Source organism: Cupriavidus sp. KK10 (genome assembly GCF_018223725.1).
Lineage (GTDB): Bacteria > Pseudomonadota > Gammaproteobacteria > Burkholderiales > Burkholderiaceae > Cupriavidus > Cupriavidus necator.
In genome coordinates this window covers 909,054-928,862 of the sequence record NZ_CP073678.1, presented here as the reverse complement: position 1 = coordinate 928,862, position 19,809 = coordinate 909,054, and the positions used below count along the sequence as shown (strand labels likewise).

Annotated in this window: 18 protein-coding genes; 14 read left to right on the top strand and 4 right to left on the bottom strand. The window is 65.0% G+C overall.

The features are described 5' to 3' along the window. Window positions 1-14: 14 nt before the first annotated feature. Window positions 15-728: a TetR/AcrR family transcriptional regulator gene (locus KB879_RS35535; protein WP_153955827.1), complete on the top strand. Its 714-nt coding sequence runs from the start codon at window positions 15-17 to the stop codon at window positions 726-728. A gap of 9 nt (window positions 729-737) precedes the next feature. Here the strand turns inward: KB879_RS35535 and KB879_RS35530 are convergent, their stop codons facing one another. Beyond that, window positions 738-1,385 carry a TetR/AcrR family transcriptional regulator gene (locus KB879_RS35530; RefSeq protein WP_049800746.1) on the bottom strand — a complete coding sequence of 216 codons (648 nt, stop codon included), beginning with the start codon at window positions 1,383-1,385 and terminating at the stop codon, window positions 738-740. 334 nt (window positions 1,386-1,719) lie between these two features. Here KB879_RS35530 and KB879_RS35525 point away from each other — a divergent pair, with 334 nt between their 5' ends. From KB879_RS35525 to KB879_RS35465, 13 genes are all read left to right on the top strand, one after another. Next, window positions 1,720-2,367 (top strand): paraquat-inducible protein A, encoded by a 648-nt coding sequence (locus KB879_RS35525; protein WP_051591464.1) that lies wholly within the window; start codon window positions 1,720-1,722, stop codon window positions 2,365-2,367. After that, a complete protein-coding gene (locus KB879_RS35520) occupies window positions 2,364-3,038 on the top strand; it encodes a paraquat-inducible protein A (protein ID WP_211982489.1) in 675 nt (224 codons plus the stop codon). Before KB879_RS35525 ends, KB879_RS35520 begins: the two co-directional genes overlap by 4 nt. Next, window positions 3,022-4,653: an intermembrane transport protein PqiB gene (locus KB879_RS35515; RefSeq protein ID WP_211982487.1), complete on the top strand. Its 1,632-nt coding sequence runs from the start codon at window positions 3,022-3,024 to the stop codon at window positions 4,651-4,653. The genes KB879_RS35520 and KB879_RS35515 overlap by 17 nt, the downstream gene beginning before the upstream one ends. Beyond that, complete coding sequence (locus KB879_RS35510) at window positions 4,650-5,255, top strand: membrane integrity-associated transporter subunit PqiC (RefSeq protein WP_211982485.1); 606 nt, start codon at window positions 4,650-4,652, stop codon at window positions 5,253-5,255. Before KB879_RS35515 ends, KB879_RS35510 begins: the two co-directional genes overlap by 4 nt. 143 nt (window positions 5,256-5,398) lie before the next feature. After that, window positions 5,399-6,217: a GntR family transcriptional regulator gene (locus KB879_RS35505; RefSeq protein ID WP_013959824.1), complete on the top strand. Its 819-nt coding sequence runs from the start codon at window positions 5,399-5,401 to the stop codon at window positions 6,215-6,217. 256 nt (window positions 6,218-6,473) lie between these two features. Next, window positions 6,474-7,022, top strand: coding sequence for a 2,4'-dihydroxyacetophenone dioxygenase family protein (locus tag KB879_RS35500; protein WP_013959825.1), 549 nt, complete (start codon window positions 6,474-6,476; stop codon window positions 7,020-7,022). Between the two features lie 179 nt (window positions 7,023-7,201). Further along, window positions 7,202-8,269 carry an SMP-30/gluconolactonase/LRE family protein gene (locus KB879_RS35495; RefSeq protein WP_249221363.1) on the top strand — a complete coding sequence of 356 codons (1,068 nt, stop codon included), beginning with the start codon at window positions 7,202-7,204 and terminating at the stop codon, window positions 8,267-8,269. 98 nt (window positions 8,270-8,367) lie between these two features. Next, window positions 8,368-9,621 (top strand): CaiB/BaiF CoA-transferase family protein, encoded by a 1,254-nt coding sequence (locus KB879_RS35490; protein ID WP_211982483.1) that lies wholly within the window; start codon window positions 8,368-8,370, stop codon window positions 9,619-9,621. Further along, window positions 9,614-10,381: an enoyl-CoA hydratase/isomerase family protein gene (locus tag KB879_RS35485; protein WP_211982481.1), complete on the top strand. Its 768-nt coding sequence runs from the start codon at window positions 9,614-9,616 to the stop codon at window positions 10,379-10,381. Before KB879_RS35490 ends, KB879_RS35485 begins: the two co-directional genes overlap by 8 nt. A 10-nt stretch (window positions 10,382-10,391) precedes the next feature. After that, the gene (locus tag KB879_RS35480) at window positions 10,392-12,182 is read left to right on the top strand and encodes an acyclic terpene utilization AtuA family protein (RefSeq protein WP_211982479.1); all 1,791 of its coding nucleotides are present in this window, start codon (window positions 10,392-10,394) and stop codon (window positions 12,180-12,182) included. After that, entirely contained in the window at window positions 12,179-12,994 is an 816-nt protein-coding gene (locus tag KB879_RS35475) for a GntR family transcriptional regulator (RefSeq protein ID WP_013959830.1), read from the top strand. The genes KB879_RS35480 and KB879_RS35475 overlap by 4 nt, the downstream gene beginning before the upstream one ends. A 39-nt stretch (window positions 12,995-13,033) precedes the next feature. Beyond that, window positions 13,034-13,795, top strand: a complete 762-nt coding sequence (locus KB879_RS35470) for a cupin domain-containing protein (RefSeq protein ID WP_211982477.1) — start codon at window positions 13,034-13,036, stop codon at window positions 13,793-13,795. A 53-nt stretch (window positions 13,796-13,848) separates the two neighbouring features. Then, window positions 13,849-14,841 carry a tripartite tricarboxylate transporter substrate binding protein gene (locus KB879_RS35465; RefSeq protein WP_211982475.1) on the top strand — a complete coding sequence of 331 codons (993 nt, stop codon included), beginning with the start codon at window positions 13,849-13,851 and terminating at the stop codon, window positions 14,839-14,841. Between the two features lie 50 nt (window positions 14,842-14,891). Here the strand turns inward: KB879_RS35465 and KB879_RS35460 are convergent, their stop codons facing one another. The 3 genes from KB879_RS35460 to KB879_RS35450 all read right to left on the bottom strand — a co-directional run bounded on the left by KB879_RS35460 (window position 14,892) and on the right by KB879_RS35450 (window position 19,800). Beyond that, a complete protein-coding gene (locus tag KB879_RS35460; protein WP_211982473.1) occupies window positions 14,892-15,992 on the bottom strand; it encodes a transporter in 1,101 nt (366 codons plus the stop codon). A gap of 189 nt (window positions 15,993-16,181) precedes the next feature. Continuing rightward, the gene (locus KB879_RS35455; protein ID WP_211982471.1) at window positions 16,182-17,837 is read right to left on the bottom strand and encodes a bifunctional 3-(3-hydroxy-phenyl)propionate/3-hydroxycinnamic acid hydroxylase; all 1,656 of its coding nucleotides are present in this window, start codon (window positions 17,835-17,837) and stop codon (window positions 16,182-16,184) included. 34 nt (window positions 17,838-17,871) lie between these two features. Beyond that, window positions 17,872-19,800 (bottom strand): acyl-CoA synthetase, encoded by a 1,929-nt coding sequence (locus KB879_RS35450; protein WP_211982469.1) that lies wholly within the window; start codon window positions 19,798-19,800, stop codon window positions 17,872-17,874. Window positions 19,801-19,809 lie beyond the last annotated feature (9 nt).

Genomic DNA, 19,809 nt, shown 5'->3' with positions numbered 1-19,809 from the left:
GAGGAAACAGATCAATGACCCCGATGCAGACGCAATTCGCAGCTGAAACAGGACCGTGGAAGACTGGCGACCACCGTCAGCGCGTTGCGGCAACACGGCGGCAGCGTATGCGCTCGCTGTTGCTGAACAGTGCGATGCGCCTGATGCTGGAGAACAGCGCCTCGACGCCGTCCATCGACGACATCATTTCGGCAGCACGGGTTTCACGCGGAACGTTCTACAAGTACTTTCCGTCGTCTGATGCGATCGTGCGGGAGCTTGTCGGGAAGATGGCTGAACAGTGGGTGCGGGCGGCCGACCCCATTGTGCGCGACCATGACGACCCGGCCGAGCACATCGCCAGGGGAATACGGCTGGCGTCGATCCTGACGGTACACCAGCCCGGTGTGGCTGGCATCCTTGGCCGGCTCGGATGGGCGGGCTACCACGCGCCGAATATGCTGGAGTTTGTCCGCAGGGACATAGAGGAAGGCGTTCGTCGCAATCGTTTCAAGCGCATGCCGATCGCCCTGGGCTTCAATATCGTTGCCGGCGCCGCAATGAGCGCAATGCAGAGCATGCTTGATACCGAATGCCGCGAAGACTTTTCGGAGCTCGCCGCTGCGGTGGCATTGCGCGCCCTGGGCGTGGAGGAATCAGCGGCCGATGCGATATCCAGGTCGCCGCTGCAGGCGAGCGAAGCGCTGTTCGATGGCTTGCTCGCGGAAACGATCAGCGATGTGCCGTAGCGCTGGCTGCTAGTTGGAGGGCTCGGCCTTCGCGGCGAGCTTCTCCTGGGCTTTTTCGAGCAATGATTCCGGCGGAGCCACCAGCTTTGGCAAAGGCGCGGAGGTCAACCGTACCGCACTCGCTGCGGACACGCCAAGCGACCGCAACACCGCCCGCACAATCCGTTCGGGATAATCCCTGGCGGTTCTTCCCTTGGCCATGCGGTGAACGGCGATCAGCCCGGCGCCGGCCACCATGTCCAATGCCACGTCGGCCGAAGCCTCGTCAAACGTGCCCGTCTTCAGGCCTTCCTTGATATCCGAGGGCAGGTATTCGTAGACGGCAGCACCCTTGCCGCCGACCAGAAGCAGGCCCGTACCGGAAAGAAATTGCGCCACGACAGGATAGGAGCGCGCAAGGTGCAGGTATAAGCGCATACCCGTTGCAACACGCAACGCCGGGTCTTCGATATCGCCGACCACGCTCTCGATCATTTGCACCATGTCGTGACTGAGCGCGTCGCCGACAGCCGCCAGCAGATCCTCGTTAGTACGGAAGTAGTTGTAGAAGGAACCTTGCGAGACGCCAGCTGATGCAATGACTTCCGGGATCACGCTGGCTCCGACACCCCTTTGCGCAAAAACAATCATCGCGCTTTCAATGAGACGCTGGCGCATCCGTGCACGCCGTTCTGCGGCAACGCGAGGGCGGTGGTCTTTGGGATCAGGAACGGCAGGCATCTTCAGTTAGAGGACCTTATGTGACGAGGCGATTATATCAATACGCCGCTTCAACGCCGCCAACATGGAGTACGCCATGCTGGCAGCAGCGGCGCCCGTGCTCTTCTTATAACATACACAATGTCATGATGACACATAAGTCATTATGTGGAAGAATACGGAACTCATGAAGGATTCCGGTGCGCGCACGCGCTGCTTGCCTCACGCAACGAGGCCGATCATTTTCCCCAGGACACCTGTGCATCAGAACCACGCCTCGCCGCCGGTTGCCATGCTGGATCCGCACAGGCTGTTGGCGTGCGAGCATTGCGACGCGCTCCATACGCGCGCGGCGCTGAAGCACGACGAACGTGCCACGTGCCTGCGCTGCGGCGGCGCGCTCTATCGCGACAGTTCGCGAGCCTATCGCCGCTTGCTGCCGCTCGTGGTGACTGCCTTGATCCTGCTTTTTATTTCCAACGCGTACCCCATTGTCGCCATGGACCTCAAGGGTTCGCGCATGGAGACCACGCTATGGAGCGCGGTACAGGCACTCTACGCGGACGACATGGCGCCGGTGGCGATGCTCGTGTTCGCCACGACCATCCTGTTTCCGCTGGCCGAGTTGCTGATGATGTGCTATTTGCTCGTGCCGATGGCGCGGCAGCGCACGCCACCCGGGTTCGAGCGCATCTTGCGCGGCATTTGCCGCACGCGGCCGTGGGGCATGATCGAAGTGTTCATGATCGGCGTGCTGGTTACGCTGGTGAAGCTGTCGACCATAGCGCAGGTGGTGCCTGGCGTCGCGCTCTGGTCGTTCGCTGCCCTGGTGGTCGTACTCGCCGTCATCCTGTCGTTCGACCCGCGTGAACTCTGGCACCACCTCGATGCGCACGATGCAGATGACGTACCGGCCCGCTCGCGGGATGCCGCGCCGTGACCGCGCTTCACTCGCCCCACCCCACCGCGACCTCGTGCGGACTGCTGTCGTGCCACACCTGCGACCGGCTCAGTCCGATGACGCTCGAGGCCGAACCGTGTCCGCGCTGCGGCACCGTACTGCATCATCGCAAGCCGGCCAGCCTGGCGCGCGCCTGGGCCTTCCTGCTGGCCGCCTACCTGCTGTATATCCCGGCCAATCTGCTGCCGATCATGGTGACGCAGTCAATTTTCGGCACGCAGCGCGACACCATCCTGTCCGGCGTGATCTATCTGTGGTTGTCCGGCTCATACATGCTGGCAATCGTGGTGCTGATCGCCAGCATCGTCGTCCCGTTGCTGAAGATGATGATCCTGACCTTGCTGCTGCTATCGGCGCGCCGCGGATCGACCTGGCGCATTCGCGAGCAGACCAGGCTCTACACCCTGGTCGAAGTCATCGGCCGGTGGTCCATGCTCGATATCTTCGTGGTGGCACTGCTGGCATCGCTGGTGCGTGCCGGGGCGCTGGCCACGATTACGGCCGGTGCCGGAGCTCTGGCTTTTGCCTCGGTTGTCGTACTGACCATGCTCGCGTCACTGAGCTTTGATCCCCGTCTGCTGTGGGATGCGCTCGAGACCTCGCCCTCCCCCATCGAATTTCTGCACGCCAATAATGCCCGAACACGTTAACCATCCTCCTCCCAACGACATACCGCAGCCAGGACGCCAGCCCCGCGCGCGCTGGCTACCGTCCCTTGTCTGGGTAATCCCGATCGTTGCCGCGGTGGTCGGGCTCTCGCTGCTGGTCAGCACGCTTGCGTCGCGCGGGCCCGAGATCACTGTCACCTTCCGCACTGCCGAAGGCCTGACGCCAGGCAAGACTGCCGTGCGCTACAAGGATGTCGATATCGGACTGGTCAAGACAGCACGGCTGGCAGCGGACCGTTCGCATGTGATCGCGACGATTGCGCTGACCAAGGACGCCAAGAACTTCGCCGTCGCCGACACACGGTTCTGGGTGGTACGGCCCCGCTTTGCCATCAGTGGCGTGTCGGGACTGGAAACACTGCTATCGGGCGCATATATCGGCGTGGATGCCGGCAAGTCGGGCGAGACCACGCACAGCTTCACCGGGCTCGAAAATCCGCCGGTCATCACCACCGACGCCTCCGGCAGGCAGTTCGTGCTGCGTGCGCAGGACCTGGGCTCGCTCGACATCGGCTCACCGGTCTACTATCGTCGCGTGCGGGTCGGCCATGTGGTGGCGTACCAGCTCGAACCGAACGGCCGCGACATCACGCTGCGGGTCTTCGTCGACAAGCCCTATGACAAGCTCGTTTCCGCCGATACGCGCTTCTGGCACGCCAGCGGTGTCGACCTAAAACTGGACGCGAACGGGCTGAAGTTGTCCACGCAGTCGCTGGCCAGCGTGATGCTTGGCGGCGTAGCCTTCCAGGCCCCGGACCACTCGACCGCGCATGCCGCGGCCGCCGAGAACACCGAGTACCTGCTGGCAGCGGACCAGTCCGAAGCCATGAAGGAACCGGACGAGCTCGCCCCCGCACTGGCAGTGCTGAACTTCGATCAGTCCGTGCGCGGGCTGTCGCCCGGTGCGCCGGTCGATTTCCGCGGCGTGACCGTCGGGCAGGTGCGCTCGATCGGTATCGAATACCAGCGTGACAAGAAGGCCTTCCGCATGCCCGTGGTGGTGGAGCTCTATCCGTCTCGCATGGGTCTGCGCGAGAACGACGTGGCTGACGACACGCGCAAGCGCGCCATCGTGCATAGCCTGGTACAGCGCGGCATGCGTGCGCAGTTGCGCACCGGCAACCTGCTCACCGGCCAGATGTATGTGGCACTCGACTTCTTTCCGAAAGTGTCCGCGCCGGTTGATCTGGACCTGAACGCGTCCGTGCCTGAGCTTCCCACCACACCGGGCACCTTCGACGAGCTGCAGGCCAAGCTTGGCGACATCGTCACCAAGATCGGCAAGGTGCCGTTCGACCAGATCGGGCAGGACGCGCGCACGGCGCTAGTGTCGATGAACAAGATGCTCGTCAATGCGGACAAGCTCGTGGCCCAGGTCAATGGCGATGTGGCACCACAGGTGGTCGCCGCGCTGCAGGATATGCGCCGCACGCTCGCCACGGCCAATGGCGCGCTGGCGCCCGACGCCTCGCTGCAACAGGATACGCGCCGGATGATGCAGGAACTCACGCAAACAGCCGCCTCGCTGCGCATGCTCACCGATTATCTCGAGCGGCATCCCGAAGCGCTCCTGCAAGGCAAGAGGGAAGAGAAATGATGAAGCGTCTGACGATGCTTGTTGCGCTGGCCGCCGCCACGACCCTGACGAACGGCTGCGCGTCGCCCGAGGCACGCTACTACACGCTGGCGGCCAGTCGCTCCGACGCCGCGCCGCCCGCGACCGCGCGAGCCAGCCGTAGCGGCGACCCGTTATGGATCGAAGTCACGCCGGTGCGCGTGCCGGAGCGCCTGAACCGCATTCAGCTGGTGGTGCGTGACGCCAACGGCGGTGGCCTCAAGCTGTCCGACACCTCGCGCTGGACCTCACCATTCCCCAACGAACTGCGCGATGCGCTGTCGCAGCAACTGCAGGCGAGCCTCGATGCGGTGGATGTCTACCAGCGCGGCCTGTCGGCGACGCAGCGGGCATTCCGCGTGACGACCGATGTGGTAGCCCTCGACGCCGACGTGGGCAAGCGGGCAGCGGCGACCATCGCCTGGACCGTGCGGCGGCTGCCGGACGGCAAGGTCCTGAGCGGCCGCACCGAAACGGAGGTGCCCGCGCCCGGGCCGGTGGAAGGCGTGGTGAAAGCGTATCGGGAGATCCTCGCGGCAACCGCGGCCGATATAGCGGTTGGCGTGCAAACGCTTAACCGCTAGACGTGAAACGCTCCGCACCCGCTGCCACCGCGCCACATCTCGACGCTACCGGCTCCAGCCGGCCGACGGTAGACGCCTGCCAGCTGATAGGCCGCCCGTTCTTCTGGTGCATACTCCAATGTTCTGGGTATCAGGCAACTGGAATGACGGACGAACGAACTACGGGGATTGAGCGGGCGGAGCTGTCGGCTGAACGGGGCGTTGCGCAATATCAGCGCCTGGCTTCGTTGCTGAGGTACCGGATCGCAAAGGGCGAATATCCGCTCGGCATGCTGCTGCCGCCGATCACGCAGCTCGCGGCTGACCTCGGCGTGGCCGTCGTCAGCGTCCGGCAGGCGTATGAGCTGCTTTCCAAAGAAGGGCTGATTCGTAGCCAGCGGGGTGTCGGCACCCACGTGGCTGCCCTGCCCGCCGCCACGGGCGACATCGAACTGGCGATCAACGATCCGTTCGCCGCACCTGCGGCGCTCGCCTTTGAGGTACTCGAAGTCCGGCGCCGCACCGGCGTGCCGCAGGAACTGCTCGGACCGGGCGACCAGTCGGACGGCGAATACGTCTGTGTCCGCAAGCTGCACACCTATTCCGGCGAGCCGTTCTGCTACGCAGAGATCTATGTGTTGGCCCCGGTCTTCGACGCCTTGCCCAAGGACACCGCCAGAAAGAAAAAGCTTCTCGCCGCGGTGCTCGATGAACTGGGCTCGCGCAGCAAACGTGTGCGACAACGCATGACCGTGATGCCGGCGGATTTTCCTCTGTGCGACATGCTGAAGATCCCGTTCGCCTCACCCGTCGCCAAGATGTCGCGGCGTCTTCTAGATGGCAAAGGCAGCGTGCTGTACGCAGGCGTCACATGGTATCGGGGTGACCGCTACGTCTCCGAAATCGAGATCCCGGCGTCCGCATTGAAGGCGGTGCCCGCCATCACCGAACCTCAGCGGCGAGCGGCTAGCGAGCACAAATGAAGCGATAGGGGTAAACAAGGGGCAGAAAAAACCTTCCTCAGCCTCTAAACTTCTAACATTAGAACTTTAGGAGTATGCAGTGACATGCGGCCGGGCAGAGGTTATCCAGGCTTCACCGTCGCGCTGGACGCTTCTGTTCCTCGGCGCATTGCCGCTACAGCTCTGAGTTTCCCGCCGGACCGGCGTGACTCTTCCGTCTCATCAAAGGACGGCTTCCTTCCACTGTTTCACATCCTCTGACAAACGGAGACAACTCATGAATGCAAGAATTCTCGAGCAGCCCACCACGTCCACCGGCGCGAAGCTGCCGCTGCCCGCCCTGCCGCAAGACAAGCTGCTGACCGTCAACATCGAGCAGATCCCGCTGATCAAGGACGTCTTTCCGGGCATCCACATCAAGCCGCTGCGCCTGGACCCGGAGCGCGGCGAGTGGGTCTTCATGGCCATCGTGGAACCCGGTTGTTCCCTGCCGATTCACTACCACACCGGGACGGCGCAGGTGTGGACGATCCAGGGCTGCTGGAAGTATCGCGAGTACCCCGACCAGCCGCAGACGGCCGGCTCCTACCTGTACGAACCCGGCGGCTCCGTGCACACCTTCTATACCCCCGAGGACAACACCGAGGACACGATCACCATCGCCTGGATCGAAGGCGCGCAAGTGAGCTTCAACGAGGACGGCACCTTCCACTCGCTCAATGACGCGCTCTCGATCCAGTACGCGCTCCACACGCTCGCGGCGGCGCGCGGCATCGGACCGATGCCCTACGTCCGCGGCAACGGCTCCGACGTTACTGAGGAATAAAAAGGCGACTTTCCACCATGGCAGGCCGCTCGTCGGCCTGCGCGGTGCCGTTGCTCTGCTCCTTTGGAGACCAGCGTGTACGACACCGATCAGATCAATTTGTGACGATCCATCAATCCGCGCGATTGAGCGAGTGCAACATGAGAATGATCAAAGCCCACAGGATGCCGATACTGCCAATGCTGATTTGGCTTGTGTTGCTGGCGACACCGCTGACCGCAAGAGCCTGGGAGCGCGGCAAGGTTGAGACATTCGCCACCTTGCCCGCGGGTGAGGCGCATCCCGAGGGGATCACCGTGGACCGCGAGGGCAACGTCTACGTCGTCACGGTGGCGGTAGAAAAACCCAGGACGAGCGAGGGCGCGCTGCTTGTGTTCGACCCGCAGGGCAAGCACCTGCGCACTGTCACCATCAAGGGCTCGAGCCGATTGTTGCTTGACCTCGGCTTCCATCCCCGGACGGGCCAGTTGCTCGTCGTCGACTACCTGGGCGCGAAGGTCCTGAGCGTCGATCCCAGGACGGGTGCCTCGTCCGTATTCATGACGGTCAGCGGCAAGAACCCCGGCCTCGACGGGATGACGTTCGACCCCGCCGGAAACGTCTACGTGACCGACGCCCACCAGGGCATCATCTGGAAAGTCGGACCCGCCGGCGGCGAAGCGTCGGCATGGGTCACCAGCGCGCTGCTGAAGCCCACGCGGATACCACCGACCATCGGCGCCAATGGCTTGTCGTTCAACAACAAGAAGACGGCCTTGTTCGTCGCCAATACGGCGAACGACACCATCGTCAAGATACCGGTGACCGGGTCGACGCTCGAGCCCGGCACGCCTGAAGTCTTCGTCAACCGGATCGGCGGCGGACCCGACGGCCTGATCATCGACGAGCACGACAACCTCTGGATCGCGTGCAACCAGTCTAACGAGATTCTTGTGCTCGAGCCGACGCAGGGGCAGGTGATTGCCAAGCTCGGCGACTTCGGCGGCATCGATCGCAAGGGGGCGCCCATCGGCTTCCTTTGGTCGAACAGCCTCGTCTTCCATGGCGGCGACGTTCTTGTCACCAACCTCTCGCTCGATGTCGAGACGTCCCTTGCGCAACTCAGCGACGAGCTCGGCCTGGCGCATCTCAAGGACAAGAATCTGCGCACCATCGATGGGCCATGGGCGCAGCGGGTGAAGCTCCACACCGTCTCGAAAATCAAGAAGCGGATACCAGGGCTGGCCAGGCCGGAGGTCGACCGATGATCGATGTGTTGTTGCAAGCGCGATGTGGCGGCCAACCGGCAGGCAACGGTGGCCTCCCGGCCAGCCGTCATACAGTGCCCCACCGAGATGAAAGGGATATGAAGAAAGACCAGACAACGGGGCCGCTGGCCGGCGTGAAAGTCGTTGACATCACGTCAGTATTCATGGGGCCCTCTGCCACGCAGATGCTGGCTGACCTTGGCGCCGATGTAATCAAGGTCGAGGCGCCGGGCGGAGACAGTACGCGCGGCATAGGTCCCTGCGGCGATGAAAAGCTGGGGCCGCTCTTCCTTGGCCTGAACCGCAACAAGCGCAGCATCGTGCTTGACCTGAAAGCGCCCGAGGGGCGGGAGGCCCTGCTTTCCCTGGTACGGGATGCCGACGTGCTGGCCTACAACGTGCGCCCGCAGGCCATGCAGCGGCTGGGGCTGGACTATGAATCGCTGTCGGCCATCAATCCGCGCCTGGTCTATGTCGGCATGTTCGGCTTTTCGCAGCGCGGACGCTACGCACCCCAGGCTGCCTTCGATGATCTGATCCAGGCCGCAACCGGCCTGCCGCTGGCCGTTTCGCTGGGCAGTGGCGACAGTCCGCGATACCTGCCAATCACCATCGCCGATCGCTCGGTGGGACTCTATGCTTTCGGCGTGATCTGTGCCGCCCTGTATGCGCGCATGAGCACCGGCAAAGGCCAGCGCGTTGATGTCCCCATGTTCGAGACCATGGTTCCCTATGTGATGGGAGACCACCTGTATGGCGAGACCTTCGTCCCGCCCAAGGGCGGCTTCGGCTATCCGCGCCTGCTCTCGCCCGAGCGGCGACCGTACCAGACCAAGGACGGACATGTCTGCTGCCTGATCTATCACGATCATCATTGGCGGGCCTTCCTCGAGGTCATTGGCAAGCCGGAGGTGTACGACACCGATCCGCGCTACGCCAACATCAACACCCGCACCGCCAACATCACCGAGCTGTATGCCATGGTCAGCGACGAAATGGCCAAGCGCACCACCGAGGAATGGCGCACCCTGCTCAAGGACGCCGATGTTCCGGTCTTTCCGATGCACACATTCGAGTCGCTGCTGGACGATCCCCATTTGCAGGACATCGGTTTCTTCAGCGAATCGGACCACCCGGCCGTCGGGCGTATCCGGGAGATGGCGGTGCCCAGCGAATGGCATGGCACCCCACCGACCAGCCGCCGCCATGCACCAAGCCTGGGTGAGCACAGCCGCGAGGTACTGCGTGAGGCCGGCTACGACGACGACGCCATCGATACGCTGTTCGCGTCTGGCATCTCCAGGGATGGGTCACAAGTGCAACGCACCGAAGGAGAAACTCCGCATGAATGATGAACTGCTGAGCGAGGTCCGGGACGCAGCACTCTACCTGACCATCAACCGGCCGGAGCGCCGCAATGCCATCACGCCGGGGGTGCTGGAGGGACTTCGCGACGGCATCCTGCGCGCCAATCGCGACGCCGACATCCGCGCTGTGGTCATTACCGGAATGGGCGAGCAGGCGTTTTGCGCCGGCGCCGATCTGCAGACCGGCAAATCCTTTGCCTTCGATTACGCCGAGCCCTACCTGGGGATGGCGGACCTTTTCCGCTGCGCCAGGCAGTCGACGGTGCCGCTGATCGCCCGTGTCAATGGCGCCTGCATGGCGGGCGGCATGGGGCTGATGGCGATGTGCGATCTGGCGATAGCCAGCGAAGGTGCCCGCTTCGGCCTGCCGGAGGTCAAGCTGGGCTTGTTCCCGGCGCAGGTGCTGAGCGTGCTGCAGCACCTGGTGCCGCGTCGCACGCTCACCGAATTGTGCCTGTGCGGCGAGCCACTGTCCGCGCGGGAAGCGCTGGCCGCGGGGCTCATCAACGATGTCAGCGACGATCTCGACGCCAGGCTGGACTTGCTGCTGACCCGCCTGCGGAACAATTCGCCCGCCGCCATCCGTCGGGGGCTGTACACGCTCAAGCATATGGAAACCATGTCGTTCGAGCAGTCCATGGCGTTCACGGAAAGCCAGATCGGGCTGTTTGCACTGACCGAGGACGCGCGCGAAGGCCAGCTGGCATTCCGCGAGAAGCGCCAGCCCGAGTGGACTGGCAGATAGGGAGATGGGAATGGACGCGAAAACGGTACGCATTGGCGGGGCTTCCGGGTTCTGGGGCGACAGCAGCGTTGGCGCGCCACAGCTTGTGCGCCACGGCGATATCGACTACCTGGTGTTCGACTACCTGGCCGAACTGACCATGTCGATTCTCGCCGCCGCCCGATTGCGCAAGCCGGAACTGGGTTACGCCACCGATTTCGTGACGGTGACAATGAAGGCCCTGCTCGGAGAGATTGCCGAGCGTGGGATTCGCGTGGTCAGCAATGCCGGCGGCATGAACCCGCACGGGTGTGCCCAGGCAATTGCCGCGCTGGCCGCGGAACAGGGCCTGACGCTGCGCATCGCCGTGGTGGAAGGCGATGACGTGATGCCGCTGCTTCCACAGCTGCGCGAAGCCGGTGTGCAGGACATGCAGAAAGGCCGACCCCTGCCGGAGAAGGTGGTCAGCGCCAACGCGTACCTGGGGGCCTTGCCGATCAAACAAGCGCTGGACCAGGGCGCCCAGATCGTCATCACCGGACGCTGCGTGGACAGTGCCGTGACGCTCGGCGTGCTGATGCACGAGTTCGGTTGGCAGGCGGACGACTATGACCGCCTGGCGCAAGGCAGTCTGGCCGGGCACATCATCGAGTGCGGGTGCCAGGCGACGGGCGGCTTGCATACCGACTGGGAAAGCGTCCCGGACTGGCACGACATCGGCTATCCGGTGGTCGAGTGCCGTGCCGACGGCACCTTCCTGGTCGGCAAGCCGCCCGCCACCGGCGGACTGGTCAATACCGCCACGGTCGGCGAGCAAGTGCTGTACGAGATCGGCGACCCGGCCACCTACCTGCTGCCAGACGTCACCTGCGATTTCACGCAGGTAGCCCTTCGGCAGGCCGCACCGGACGTGGTGGAAGTCAGCGGCGCGCGCGGGCGGGCCCCGGGCAATGCCTACAAGGTCTGTGCCACCTACGTCGACGGCTTTCGCTGCAATGCACAGCTTTCCATCGTCGGCGTCGACGCGGTCGCCAAGGCGGAACGCACGGCGCAGGCGATCCTTGCCCGCACGCGCATGCTGTTCGCGGAGAACGGGTGGGGAGACTACAGTCGCACCCACATTGAGGTGCTGGGAGCGGAGTCCTGCTTTGGGCCACATGCTGCCGTCCGGCACACCCGCGAGGCGGTGATGCGGCTGGCGGTGATGCATCCCGAGAAGGCGGCGCTGGAACTGTTCGCGCGGGAAATCGCCGCGGCGGGGACCAGTTGGGCGCCGGGCACGACGGGCTCGGCTGGTGGGCGTTCCAGTCCCTCGCCATCGATCCGCCAGTATGCATTCCTGCTCGACAAGAGCGCCCTGACCCCGGCGGTGGTGATGGACGGCGTACGCAGCGGCGTCACCGTTCCTTCGGGCAGCCCGGCGGCACCGGTCGCGGCCGCAGCACCTGCAGTCGCTGAACCAACGGGCGCCGGCCCTGCGGAACACGATACCGTCGAAGTTCCGCTGATACGGCTTGCCTATGGCCGCAGCGGCGACAAGGGGGATACCTCCAACATCGGGCTGATCGCCCGCCGGCCGGCGTACCTGCCCGTGCTGCGGGCCGAAGTGACGGTGGCGCGCGTGGCGGACTGGCTTGGGTACCTGGTGAAGGGGCCGGTGACATGCTACGACCTGCCCGGCTTCGACGCCATGAACTTTGTCTGCGAGTCAGCATTGGATGGCGGTGGCATGGCGTCGCTGCGCAATGATCCGCTTGGCAAGGGCATGGCGCAGATCCTGCTGACCATGCCGGTGCGCGTGCCGCGGGAGTTGTTGTCATGACGAGCAATGCGTCCAACGCAGCTGCCAACGAGGGCGTCATCCTCGCCGACGACGGCATCGGCGGCGTGACGCGATATCGACAACTGGCCAGCGTCATCCGGCACAAGATCGTTTCGGGCGAGTACCCGGTGGGCATGCAGCTGCCAACCGTGGACAGCCTCGCGCAAACCTACGGGATCGCCAAGGTCACCGTGCGCCAGGCATTTGCTGCGCTGACGGAAGAGGGGCTGGTCAGCAGCCAGCGCGGTCGTGGCACCCACGTCATGAAGCAGCCGCCAGCACCCGGAGAAGGCCTGCGCTCCGCCATCAATGACGAATCGGCCCATGGCAGCGAGCTGGAAATCCGCATCCTGGAAATGCGCGAGGGCGTGGCGCTGCGGCCGGGGCTGGCCCGCCGCGGCACGCCGCTGGACAGCTATGTGATGGTCCGCAAACTGCATTTGCATGGTGGCACGCCATTCTGCCTGATCGAGGTGTATGTGGCCTCGTCAGTCTTTGCCCGCTTTCCACGCGGTGGCGAAAAGCACCACAAGCTCGGTCACCTGCTGCGCCAGGTCGAAGGCGACCGCCTTGGCATGATGCAGCAGACCATGACGGTCGAGCCGGCCGACTACATCCTGGCACGCGATCTCGCCTATGGCTTCGGGGCGCCAATCGCCAGGATCATTCGATCGACGCTGGACGTCGACGGCAATGTGCTCCTGGCAGGGGAGTTCTGGTATCGCGGTGATCGATTCATCCTGGATGTGGAGATGCCAGCCAAGCTGACCGAGCACTACCCGGCGCTGGCCATCCCCGACAGCCGCCGCTGAGCGCGACAGCCTTCACCATTCGAGAAAGGAGACATCGGTATGACATCACCCTTTGTACGGAGGGCCACTGACGTGGCCGCATACGCACCGGCCAACCACACGGGAACGGCGAACCAGCGCATCATCGGCAAGGAGACTGTCGGCGCGCGCCGGCTCGAGGTCCTGCTGGGCACGATATCGCGGGGCCATGGCGCGTTGCCGCATGCACACCCGAACCTCGAGCAGGCGTCGTTCCTGCTCGCCGGCGAGGGTCTCGGCGAACTACCGGGAAAGCAGCGCGTCTTGCGCGCAGGGGACTGGAGCTTCAATGCGGCCGGCGTCTTCCATCGCTTCGAGGTCATCAGCGACGAACCGGTGCAGGTGATGGTGGTCTACGCGCCGCCGTACAGCGAGAACCCGAACGCAGCAGTGACTGCGACCGGCCCGGACGATCCGCGCCTTCAGGCCGGTGCCGCCGAGGTCCGCGACGTTCCCGCCAGCACCGAACCGATCGCCCTGCCGCACTACCGTGGCGCGCTCGCCAGGCCGGTCATCACACGCCAGACCGTCGATTCCCGGTTTCTCGACATCTACATGGTCGATCTTGCTCCCGATGGCGGCGCCGAGCCGCACAGGCTTGGCGAGACCGAGCAGGTGCTCTTCGTGCGTGGCGGCACGATTCACGGTCGCATCGAAGGCGAGCGCTTTGCCGCCGGGACTGGGGAGTGGGTCTACGTTCCCGACGGTGCGGAGCTCAGCCTCGAATCGGCAGACGGGACGTGCGAGCTGATTGTCATTCGCGCACACGATCCGCTGTCCTGACGCAAGCGCGGCCAAGTCAATCCATCAGATCCCGGGATGCGGGAGGAGACAAGATGATCCAGCGATTTCCCCGGCGACGCATGCTCGCCCTGCTGTCCGGACTGGCAGCTGCCTCAGCGGCCCCGCAATGGGTGTGGGCAACCGGCCCGAACGAGTATCCGGAAAAGCCAATTCGTGTCGTGGTGCCGTTCCCTGCAGGCAGTGGCACGGACAACATCGCGCGCTACATCGCGCGGACCATCACGGCCCAGACCGGACAGACCGTCGTCGTGGAAAACCGCCCCGGTGCCAACGGGTTCATCGCGGCCACGGCGGTCGCGACGGCGCCCGGAGATGGGTACACGATGCTGATCACGACAAATACCACCCACGCGGCCAATGCGTCCCTGTTCAGGAAGCTGCCCTATGATCCCATCAAGGACTATGCGCCGGTTTCGCTGATCGCCAAGAGCGGATTGGTCCTGGTGGTGCCATCCGACAGCCCGGTGCAGAAGGTGTCAGAACTGACCACGCTGGCGAAAAGCCGGCAAGGCAAGATGACCTTCGCCAGCGGCAGTTCTTCCACCCGGGTCGCCAGTGAGCTCTACAAGATGATGAGCGGCGCATCGGCACTGCATGTGCCCTACAAGGGCGTGCCGCAGGGCCTGACCGACTTGATGGGCCACCAGGTGGACTTCATGATTTCCGACATCAATCCGGCCCTGCCCCTGATCCAGAACGGCAAGCTGCGCGCGGTCGCCGTGACCACGTCCAGCCGCCATCCCCTGCTCGGCAATGTCCCGACCATGGCGGAAAGCGGCCTGCCAGGGTACGAGATGACGGCCTGGGTTGCTGCCTTCTTCCCTGCCAATACGCCAAAACCGGTCGTCGCGCGGATGAGCCAGCTGATTCGACAGGGGTTGACGAACCCCGCGGCTACCGAATACTTCAGCCGGACAGGAGGCCACCCCTCCCCATCGACGCCAGAAGAGCTGGCCGCGTTCGTGCGCGGAGAGACCGTGAAATGGGCTGAGGTGATCAAAGCCGCCGGCATTCAGCCGGAATGACCGGCGCCGTCGGGGAGCGCCGGGAATACTCGGCCGGCCCCTGGCGGCAGTCAGAACATCCGGATCAGTCGGACCTGGGTAAAGTTTCCGTGCTTGGCATTGCGCGACGATGTCGTCGCCATGTACTGCACGGTCAATGCCACATCGACCACCGGGATCATCGTCGTGAAGAACGCCCCCAGGTTGTTGGAACGGAGACGGCTTGCGCCCAGCGGATTGTTCTCGTCGTCCTGGTACTGCTGGATCCGGATCCCATGCACGCCCACCACCCCGATCGGCGTTTTGTACCCGGCAGCCACCTCCACGCCGAACCAGTTCCCGCTACGTACCTCGTTGTCCCGGTTGCGGCTGTTCAGGCCCGCGGATACCTTGGCCGCGAAGGCCAGGTTCGATGTGGGCAGGTAGGCCACCTGGATGGCAGGGCGCACCGTGTAGAAGTTGCCGTTGCCGATATCCGGGCCGGCGTTGGCGCTGTACTTCCCCGTCGGCACCACCAGCGCAGCGCTGCCCAGCACCCGCAACTTGTCGCCCACGTAGTGCCAGCCGGCGATGAGCTCGACGTCCCCGAGACCGCTGACGTCGCCGCTTTCGCTTGCGCCCTGCGCCTTGAGCGCGCCCTGGTACTGGCTGCTGAATTGCCCTTGCACGGCGCTCTGCACGTCGGCCGGAACCGCGGGACTCCAGTTGAGCACCGGCGTGGCGCCGCTCGTGCTGATTGACTGAGATTTCCTGGCGAATGGAACGTCGACGGCAAAGGCCAGCCGCCCGCCGCCATACTGCTCGCTGGTGATATAGCCGAGCACGAGGTCCCAGCGCGTCATGGTGCCGGAGGCTGGAATCTCTACCGTGCCACGCGAATAAGAGGGATAAAGGGCCGACGGCGTCGGCTTGGGCAAGGCAACGGTGCCCCCCGGAAGGCTCTGGGTCAGCTGCCCGCCATCGTCCCCGGTCACCTTGCTGACACTGACGTAGGTGGCGGCGAGCGCGCTGATAAAGCCGGTCTGGTTGGGCGGCGCAAACATCTCGCCGCCCAGGCTTCCGGCGAGGTTGTAGCGCGGCTCGAAGCCCTCCGCCCCCCATCCCGCGCAAGACCACGCAAGCATGGTCCATGAAACGACGGAGCGAAGCGCGTCCGCTGTTCTCGTTGCCATCTTTGTCTCCTCCGGCATCAAGGCCGTTTTGCTTTATTTTTTGACGAGCCGGGATCGACCCTTGCCTCGACCGGGGCCGGTGTGTTCGCCCGCGGTTATCGCGGGATGCCTCTGGTCGGACGGGGCGTCATCGCCAGCACATCGCTGGCGCGCGGGGGCGCACGCCAAAGCGATCAGGTCAGACCAATGTCAGCCTGCGGCGCGCAACGCGCGCGCCATGCCGTCTGGCAAGGGGCTTCCCTCTCCCAGCATTGCCAGCGACTCTCGGACGATGTCGTCGACGGCTTCGAGCGGGCCGTCGTGCAGCACGGTGCGGTCGGGACGCACGACCGCGATCCAGCCGACGGGTGCAGCCCCCGGGATAAGCTGGTCCGACATGTCCTCCCAGGAATGTCCGTCCTGCCGCTCGTGCGCCTGCTGCGGCCCATGCTCGCCTTGTCCGCAATGGCGCAGCTGCATGATGGCGCCACCTGCCTGCCGCCATGCCGCCAGGAGGCTACGGTCGAGCATCGGCGCGGGATCGCAGCCGAATCCCGCCAGCACGAGCCGCGCCCCGAGCACATCGTCGCTCGGCACGATGGGTGCCCCCGGCCCGCGGCGCACAAGCGCTTGCGGCAGCAGACCGCCGCGCACCAGCCTCGCGCGCGTCTTGCCGCGCTGGAACAGGCCGCGCCTGAAACGCGCCGGCGGCTTGATCTTCAGGTCCTCGAAGAAGGCTCGAGCCCAGGGCATGCGCTGCATCAGCGCCATCGCGCCATGGACGGCAAATGCCGCCAGCCGGTTGCGCGGCATCACCAGCCGGCCCATCAGGAGCGCCAGGTTGATGATGGAGCGGGCGTGTGGGCGCCGCTCGGTGTCGTAGGTTTCAAGAATGGCGGGCGTCGCCCTTCCCTGCACGACCCAAGCGAGCTTCCAGCACAGGTTGGCCACGTCGCGCAGCCCGGCGACGAGCCCCTGGCCGACGAAGGGCGGCGTGATATGCGCGGCGTCGCCCACCAGGAACGCCCTACCCTTGGAGAAACGATCGACGATGCGCGCATGGAACCGGTAGACCGCTGTGCGCTCGATCGTGATGTCCTCCGGCTTGCACCAGGGGGCGAGCAGCTCGCGGATCTTGTCAGGCGATTCCATCTGTTCACGCGTCTCGCCGGGCTGCAGCATGAACTCCCAGCGTTGCCTGCCGCCCGGGGCAACCATGTGCGGCGTAGGCCGGCGCGGGTCGCACAGGAATTCGACATGGTCGATCGGGTTGGGCACGTTCAGGGCGTCGACGACCAGCCAGTCCTGCGTGAAGGTCTTGCCTTCGAAGGCAAGGCCGGCGTGGCGCCGCACGAAAGAATTGGCGCCGTCCGCGCCCACGATATAGCGCGCGCGCACGGTGGCCGTGTCACCGCCGGGAAGACACACAGTGGCGCGCACCGTTTCGCCGTCGTCGTCGAAACCGGTGAGATCGGCGCCAAGCGCGATGCTCACGCAGGGATAGCGGCTCAAGCGGGCGCGCAAGGCGCGTTCGAGATCTGGCTGATAGAACGTGACCAGTCGCGGGTGGCAGTCCATGGTGCCGGCTGTGTTGGCACGCGCGTATCTGCCGAACAGCGGCGAATGCATCTGCACCTTGGCAATGGCCAGCGTTTCGAACGCGCCTTCCTCGAGCCCTGCCATCTGCAAGATGCGCAGCGCTTCGTTATCGAGCACGATGGCCCGGGGCGCGGTGAAAATATCAGCGGCCTTGTCGATGGCCAGGGTACGGACGCCGTAGCGTCCCAGCAGGTTGGCCGCGGTGGCGCCCACCGGGCCTAGGCCCACCAGCAAGACGTCGACCTGCTCGGGCAATGTGGTATTCATGAGCGGTTTCTCTACGGGAGGGGACTCGGCGCGTTCACACCGGGCCGTTGAAGTCGAGCGGGAACGGAAACCGTCCGAGCAGATCCTGCACGCGCGCGACGTCCGGGGCGGGGCATTGGACGAAGGCGACGGTGCCGCGCCGGATATCCGGCCCCACGCGCACGCTGGCGGCCGTGCCGGCCCGCGCCAGGATCTCTCGGAACACTTGCCCGGCAGCGCGCATGCGCAGCTCCGCCCGGGCCACCTTGCCGACGGAAGTCAGCGGCATCTCCTGCAGGATGTCGATGCGCACCGGCACTGCAGCGCGTTCCGGCACGAGGTTGCGCGCGGCCGCCAGCAGTTCGTCGGCAGCCGGGGTGAAGCCTGGCTTGAGCGTGACGTAGGCCACTGGCAACTCCCCGCTGTGCGCATCCGGCTGGCCGACCGCTGCCGCCATTGCCACGGCCGGATGCTGCAGCAGCGCGTCCTCGATCATCGCCGGATCGATGTTGTGGCCGCCGCGGATGATCAGTTCCTTGGCACGGCCGGTCAGATGCAGATAGCCGTCGGCATCGAGATGGCCGAGGTCGCCGGTATTGAGCCATCCCGGCTTGAGCCAGATGCCACCATTGTCTTGCTCGCGCAGATAGCCGGGAAACACATTGGGGCCGTTGATGCCGATGACGCCGGTTTCGCCCGGCGCGCAAGGCTCGGTGGCGTGGCCGGAGCCGTCGACCTTCCAGGCGCCGATTGCCTGGTGCGGCAGGCGCAGGCCGACCGTGCCGGGGCGACGTTCGCCCTGCGGCGGATTGAGGGCCGAGACGCACGCGCCTTCGGTCAGACCGTAGCCCTCGTACAGCGGAATGCCAGCGGCGGCTTCGAAGCGCCGCGCGACCTCGGCCGGCAGCGGCGCGGCGCCGCAAAAGGCGAAGCGCAACGACGCAATGTCGGCGCCTTCCCGCGGCAGATCGGCCAGCGCGGCGTAGATCGTCGGCACGCCGCTGAAGCTAGTGGCGCGGAACCGTTCGACCAGCTTCCAGAAGTTCGGCATCACGCCCTGGCCCCGATATCCGGCGGGCGTCAGCATCACGACCTCCCAGCCGCCATGGAATGCGGCAAGGCCGGTGATCATCGCGCCGTTCACGTGGAACAGTGGGAGGCCGCACAGGATCGTGTTTGGCGACGGGATCAGCGCCTTGAGCATCGACGCGACGAAGACTTCATTGAGATGCGTGTGCGTCGCGACTTTGGGCAGGCCGGTAGTACCGCCGGTATGGAAATGCGAGCAGAGGTCAGTCGCCAGGATGCGGCGCTTCGAAACCAGCGTGTCCGACGGCTCGGCCGCCAGCGCCTGGTCGAAGCCGACCATCTTCACGTCCGCGCGGCATGGCCTTGACGCCGTGTCGAAGGCCGCGTCGACCCGCGCACGCTGCGCGGCAGGAAGATACGGCGCAGCGCTGACGACGAACAGGGTCCGCACCGATGGGCAACGGTCGGCCACGGCGACGGCTTTGTCCCACAGCGCGCTGTCAGAGACCGGGGCGCAGGCGACCAGCGCTTGCGCGCCTGTCTCATTGACGATGGCGGCGACATAGTCGACCTCCAGCATCGGGTTGATGGGACTGGCGATGCCGGCAGCCTGCGCGCCCAGCAAGGCGTAATGGGTCTGGGGCAGATTGGGCAGCAGCAACGCCACCGCCGTGCCGGTGGTAATGCCGGCGCGGTGAAAGGCGTTGGCCGCTTGCGTCACGCGCGCCTTGAGGGTTGCGTAATCGACGACAAAGTCTGGCGCGTCAGCCTCCCCGGTCATGACGAAGCGCAACGCGGTCTTGTCCGGATGACTGTCGCAGGCACGGCACAGCAGTTCGTAGGTGTTCTGCGCGGGCAGTTTTTCCTGCCAGGGTGTGCGTTCGAATTCGTCGATATCGGCCTGGGTCCGAATGCCGCCGGTACGCGTCCCGCGGTCGTTTATGTTATGGGGCATGCTTGTCTC

Excerpts from the sequence above, each read along its gene's own strand:
- KB879_RS35535 (WP_153955827.1), top strand. The coding sequence starts at position 15 with ATGACCCCGATGCAGACGCAATTCGCAGCTGAAACAGGACCGTGGAAG.
- KB879_RS35530 (WP_049800746.1), bottom strand. The coding sequence starts at position 1,385 with ATGCGCCAGCGTCTCATTGAAAGCGCGATGATTGTTTTTGCGCAAAGG.
- KB879_RS35525 (WP_051591464.1), top strand. The coding sequence starts at position 1,720 with ATGCTGGATCCGCACAGGCTGTTGGCGTGCGAGCATTGCGACGCGCTC.
- KB879_RS35515 (WP_211982487.1), top strand. The coding sequence starts at position 3,022 with ATGCCCGAACACGTTAACCATCCTCCTCCCAACGACATACCGCAGCCA.
- KB879_RS35510 (WP_211982485.1), top strand. The coding sequence starts at position 4,650 with ATGATGAAGCGTCTGACGATGCTTGTTGCGCTGGCCGCCGCCACGACC.
- KB879_RS35505 (WP_013959824.1), top strand. The coding sequence starts at position 5,399 with ATGACGGACGAACGAACTACGGGGATTGAGCGGGCGGAGCTGTCGGCT.
- KB879_RS35500 (WP_013959825.1), top strand. The coding sequence starts at position 6,474 with ATGAATGCAAGAATTCTCGAGCAGCCCACCACGTCCACCGGCGCGAAG.
- KB879_RS35495 (WP_249221363.1), top strand. The coding sequence starts at position 7,202 with ATGCTGATTTGGCTTGTGTTGCTGGCGACACCGCTGACCGCAAGAGCC.
- KB879_RS35490 (WP_211982483.1), top strand. The coding sequence starts at position 8,368 with ATGAAGAAAGACCAGACAACGGGGCCGCTGGCCGGCGTGAAAGTCGTT.
- KB879_RS35485 (WP_211982481.1), top strand. The coding sequence starts at position 9,614 with ATGAATGATGAACTGCTGAGCGAGGTCCGGGACGCAGCACTCTACCTG.
- KB879_RS35480 (WP_211982479.1), top strand. The coding sequence starts at position 10,392 with ATGGACGCGAAAACGGTACGCATTGGCGGGGCTTCCGGGTTCTGGGGC.
- KB879_RS35475 (WP_013959830.1), top strand. The coding sequence starts at position 12,179 with ATGACGAGCAATGCGTCCAACGCAGCTGCCAACGAGGGCGTCATCCTC.
- KB879_RS35470 (WP_211982477.1), top strand. The coding sequence starts at position 13,034 with ATGACATCACCCTTTGTACGGAGGGCCACTGACGTGGCCGCATACGCA.
- KB879_RS35465 (WP_211982475.1), top strand. The coding sequence starts at position 13,849 with ATGATCCAGCGATTTCCCCGGCGACGCATGCTCGCCCTGCTGTCCGGA.
- KB879_RS35460 (WP_211982473.1), bottom strand. The coding sequence starts at position 15,992 with ATGGCAACGAGAACAGCGGACGCGCTTCGCTCCGTCGTTTCATGGACC.
- KB879_RS35455 (WP_211982471.1), bottom strand. The coding sequence starts at position 17,837 with ATGAATACCACATTGCCCGAGCAGGTCGACGTCTTGCTGGTGGGCCTA.
- KB879_RS35450 (WP_211982469.1), bottom strand. The coding sequence starts at position 19,800 with ATGCCCCATAACATAAACGACCGCGGGACGCGTACCGGCGGCATTCGG.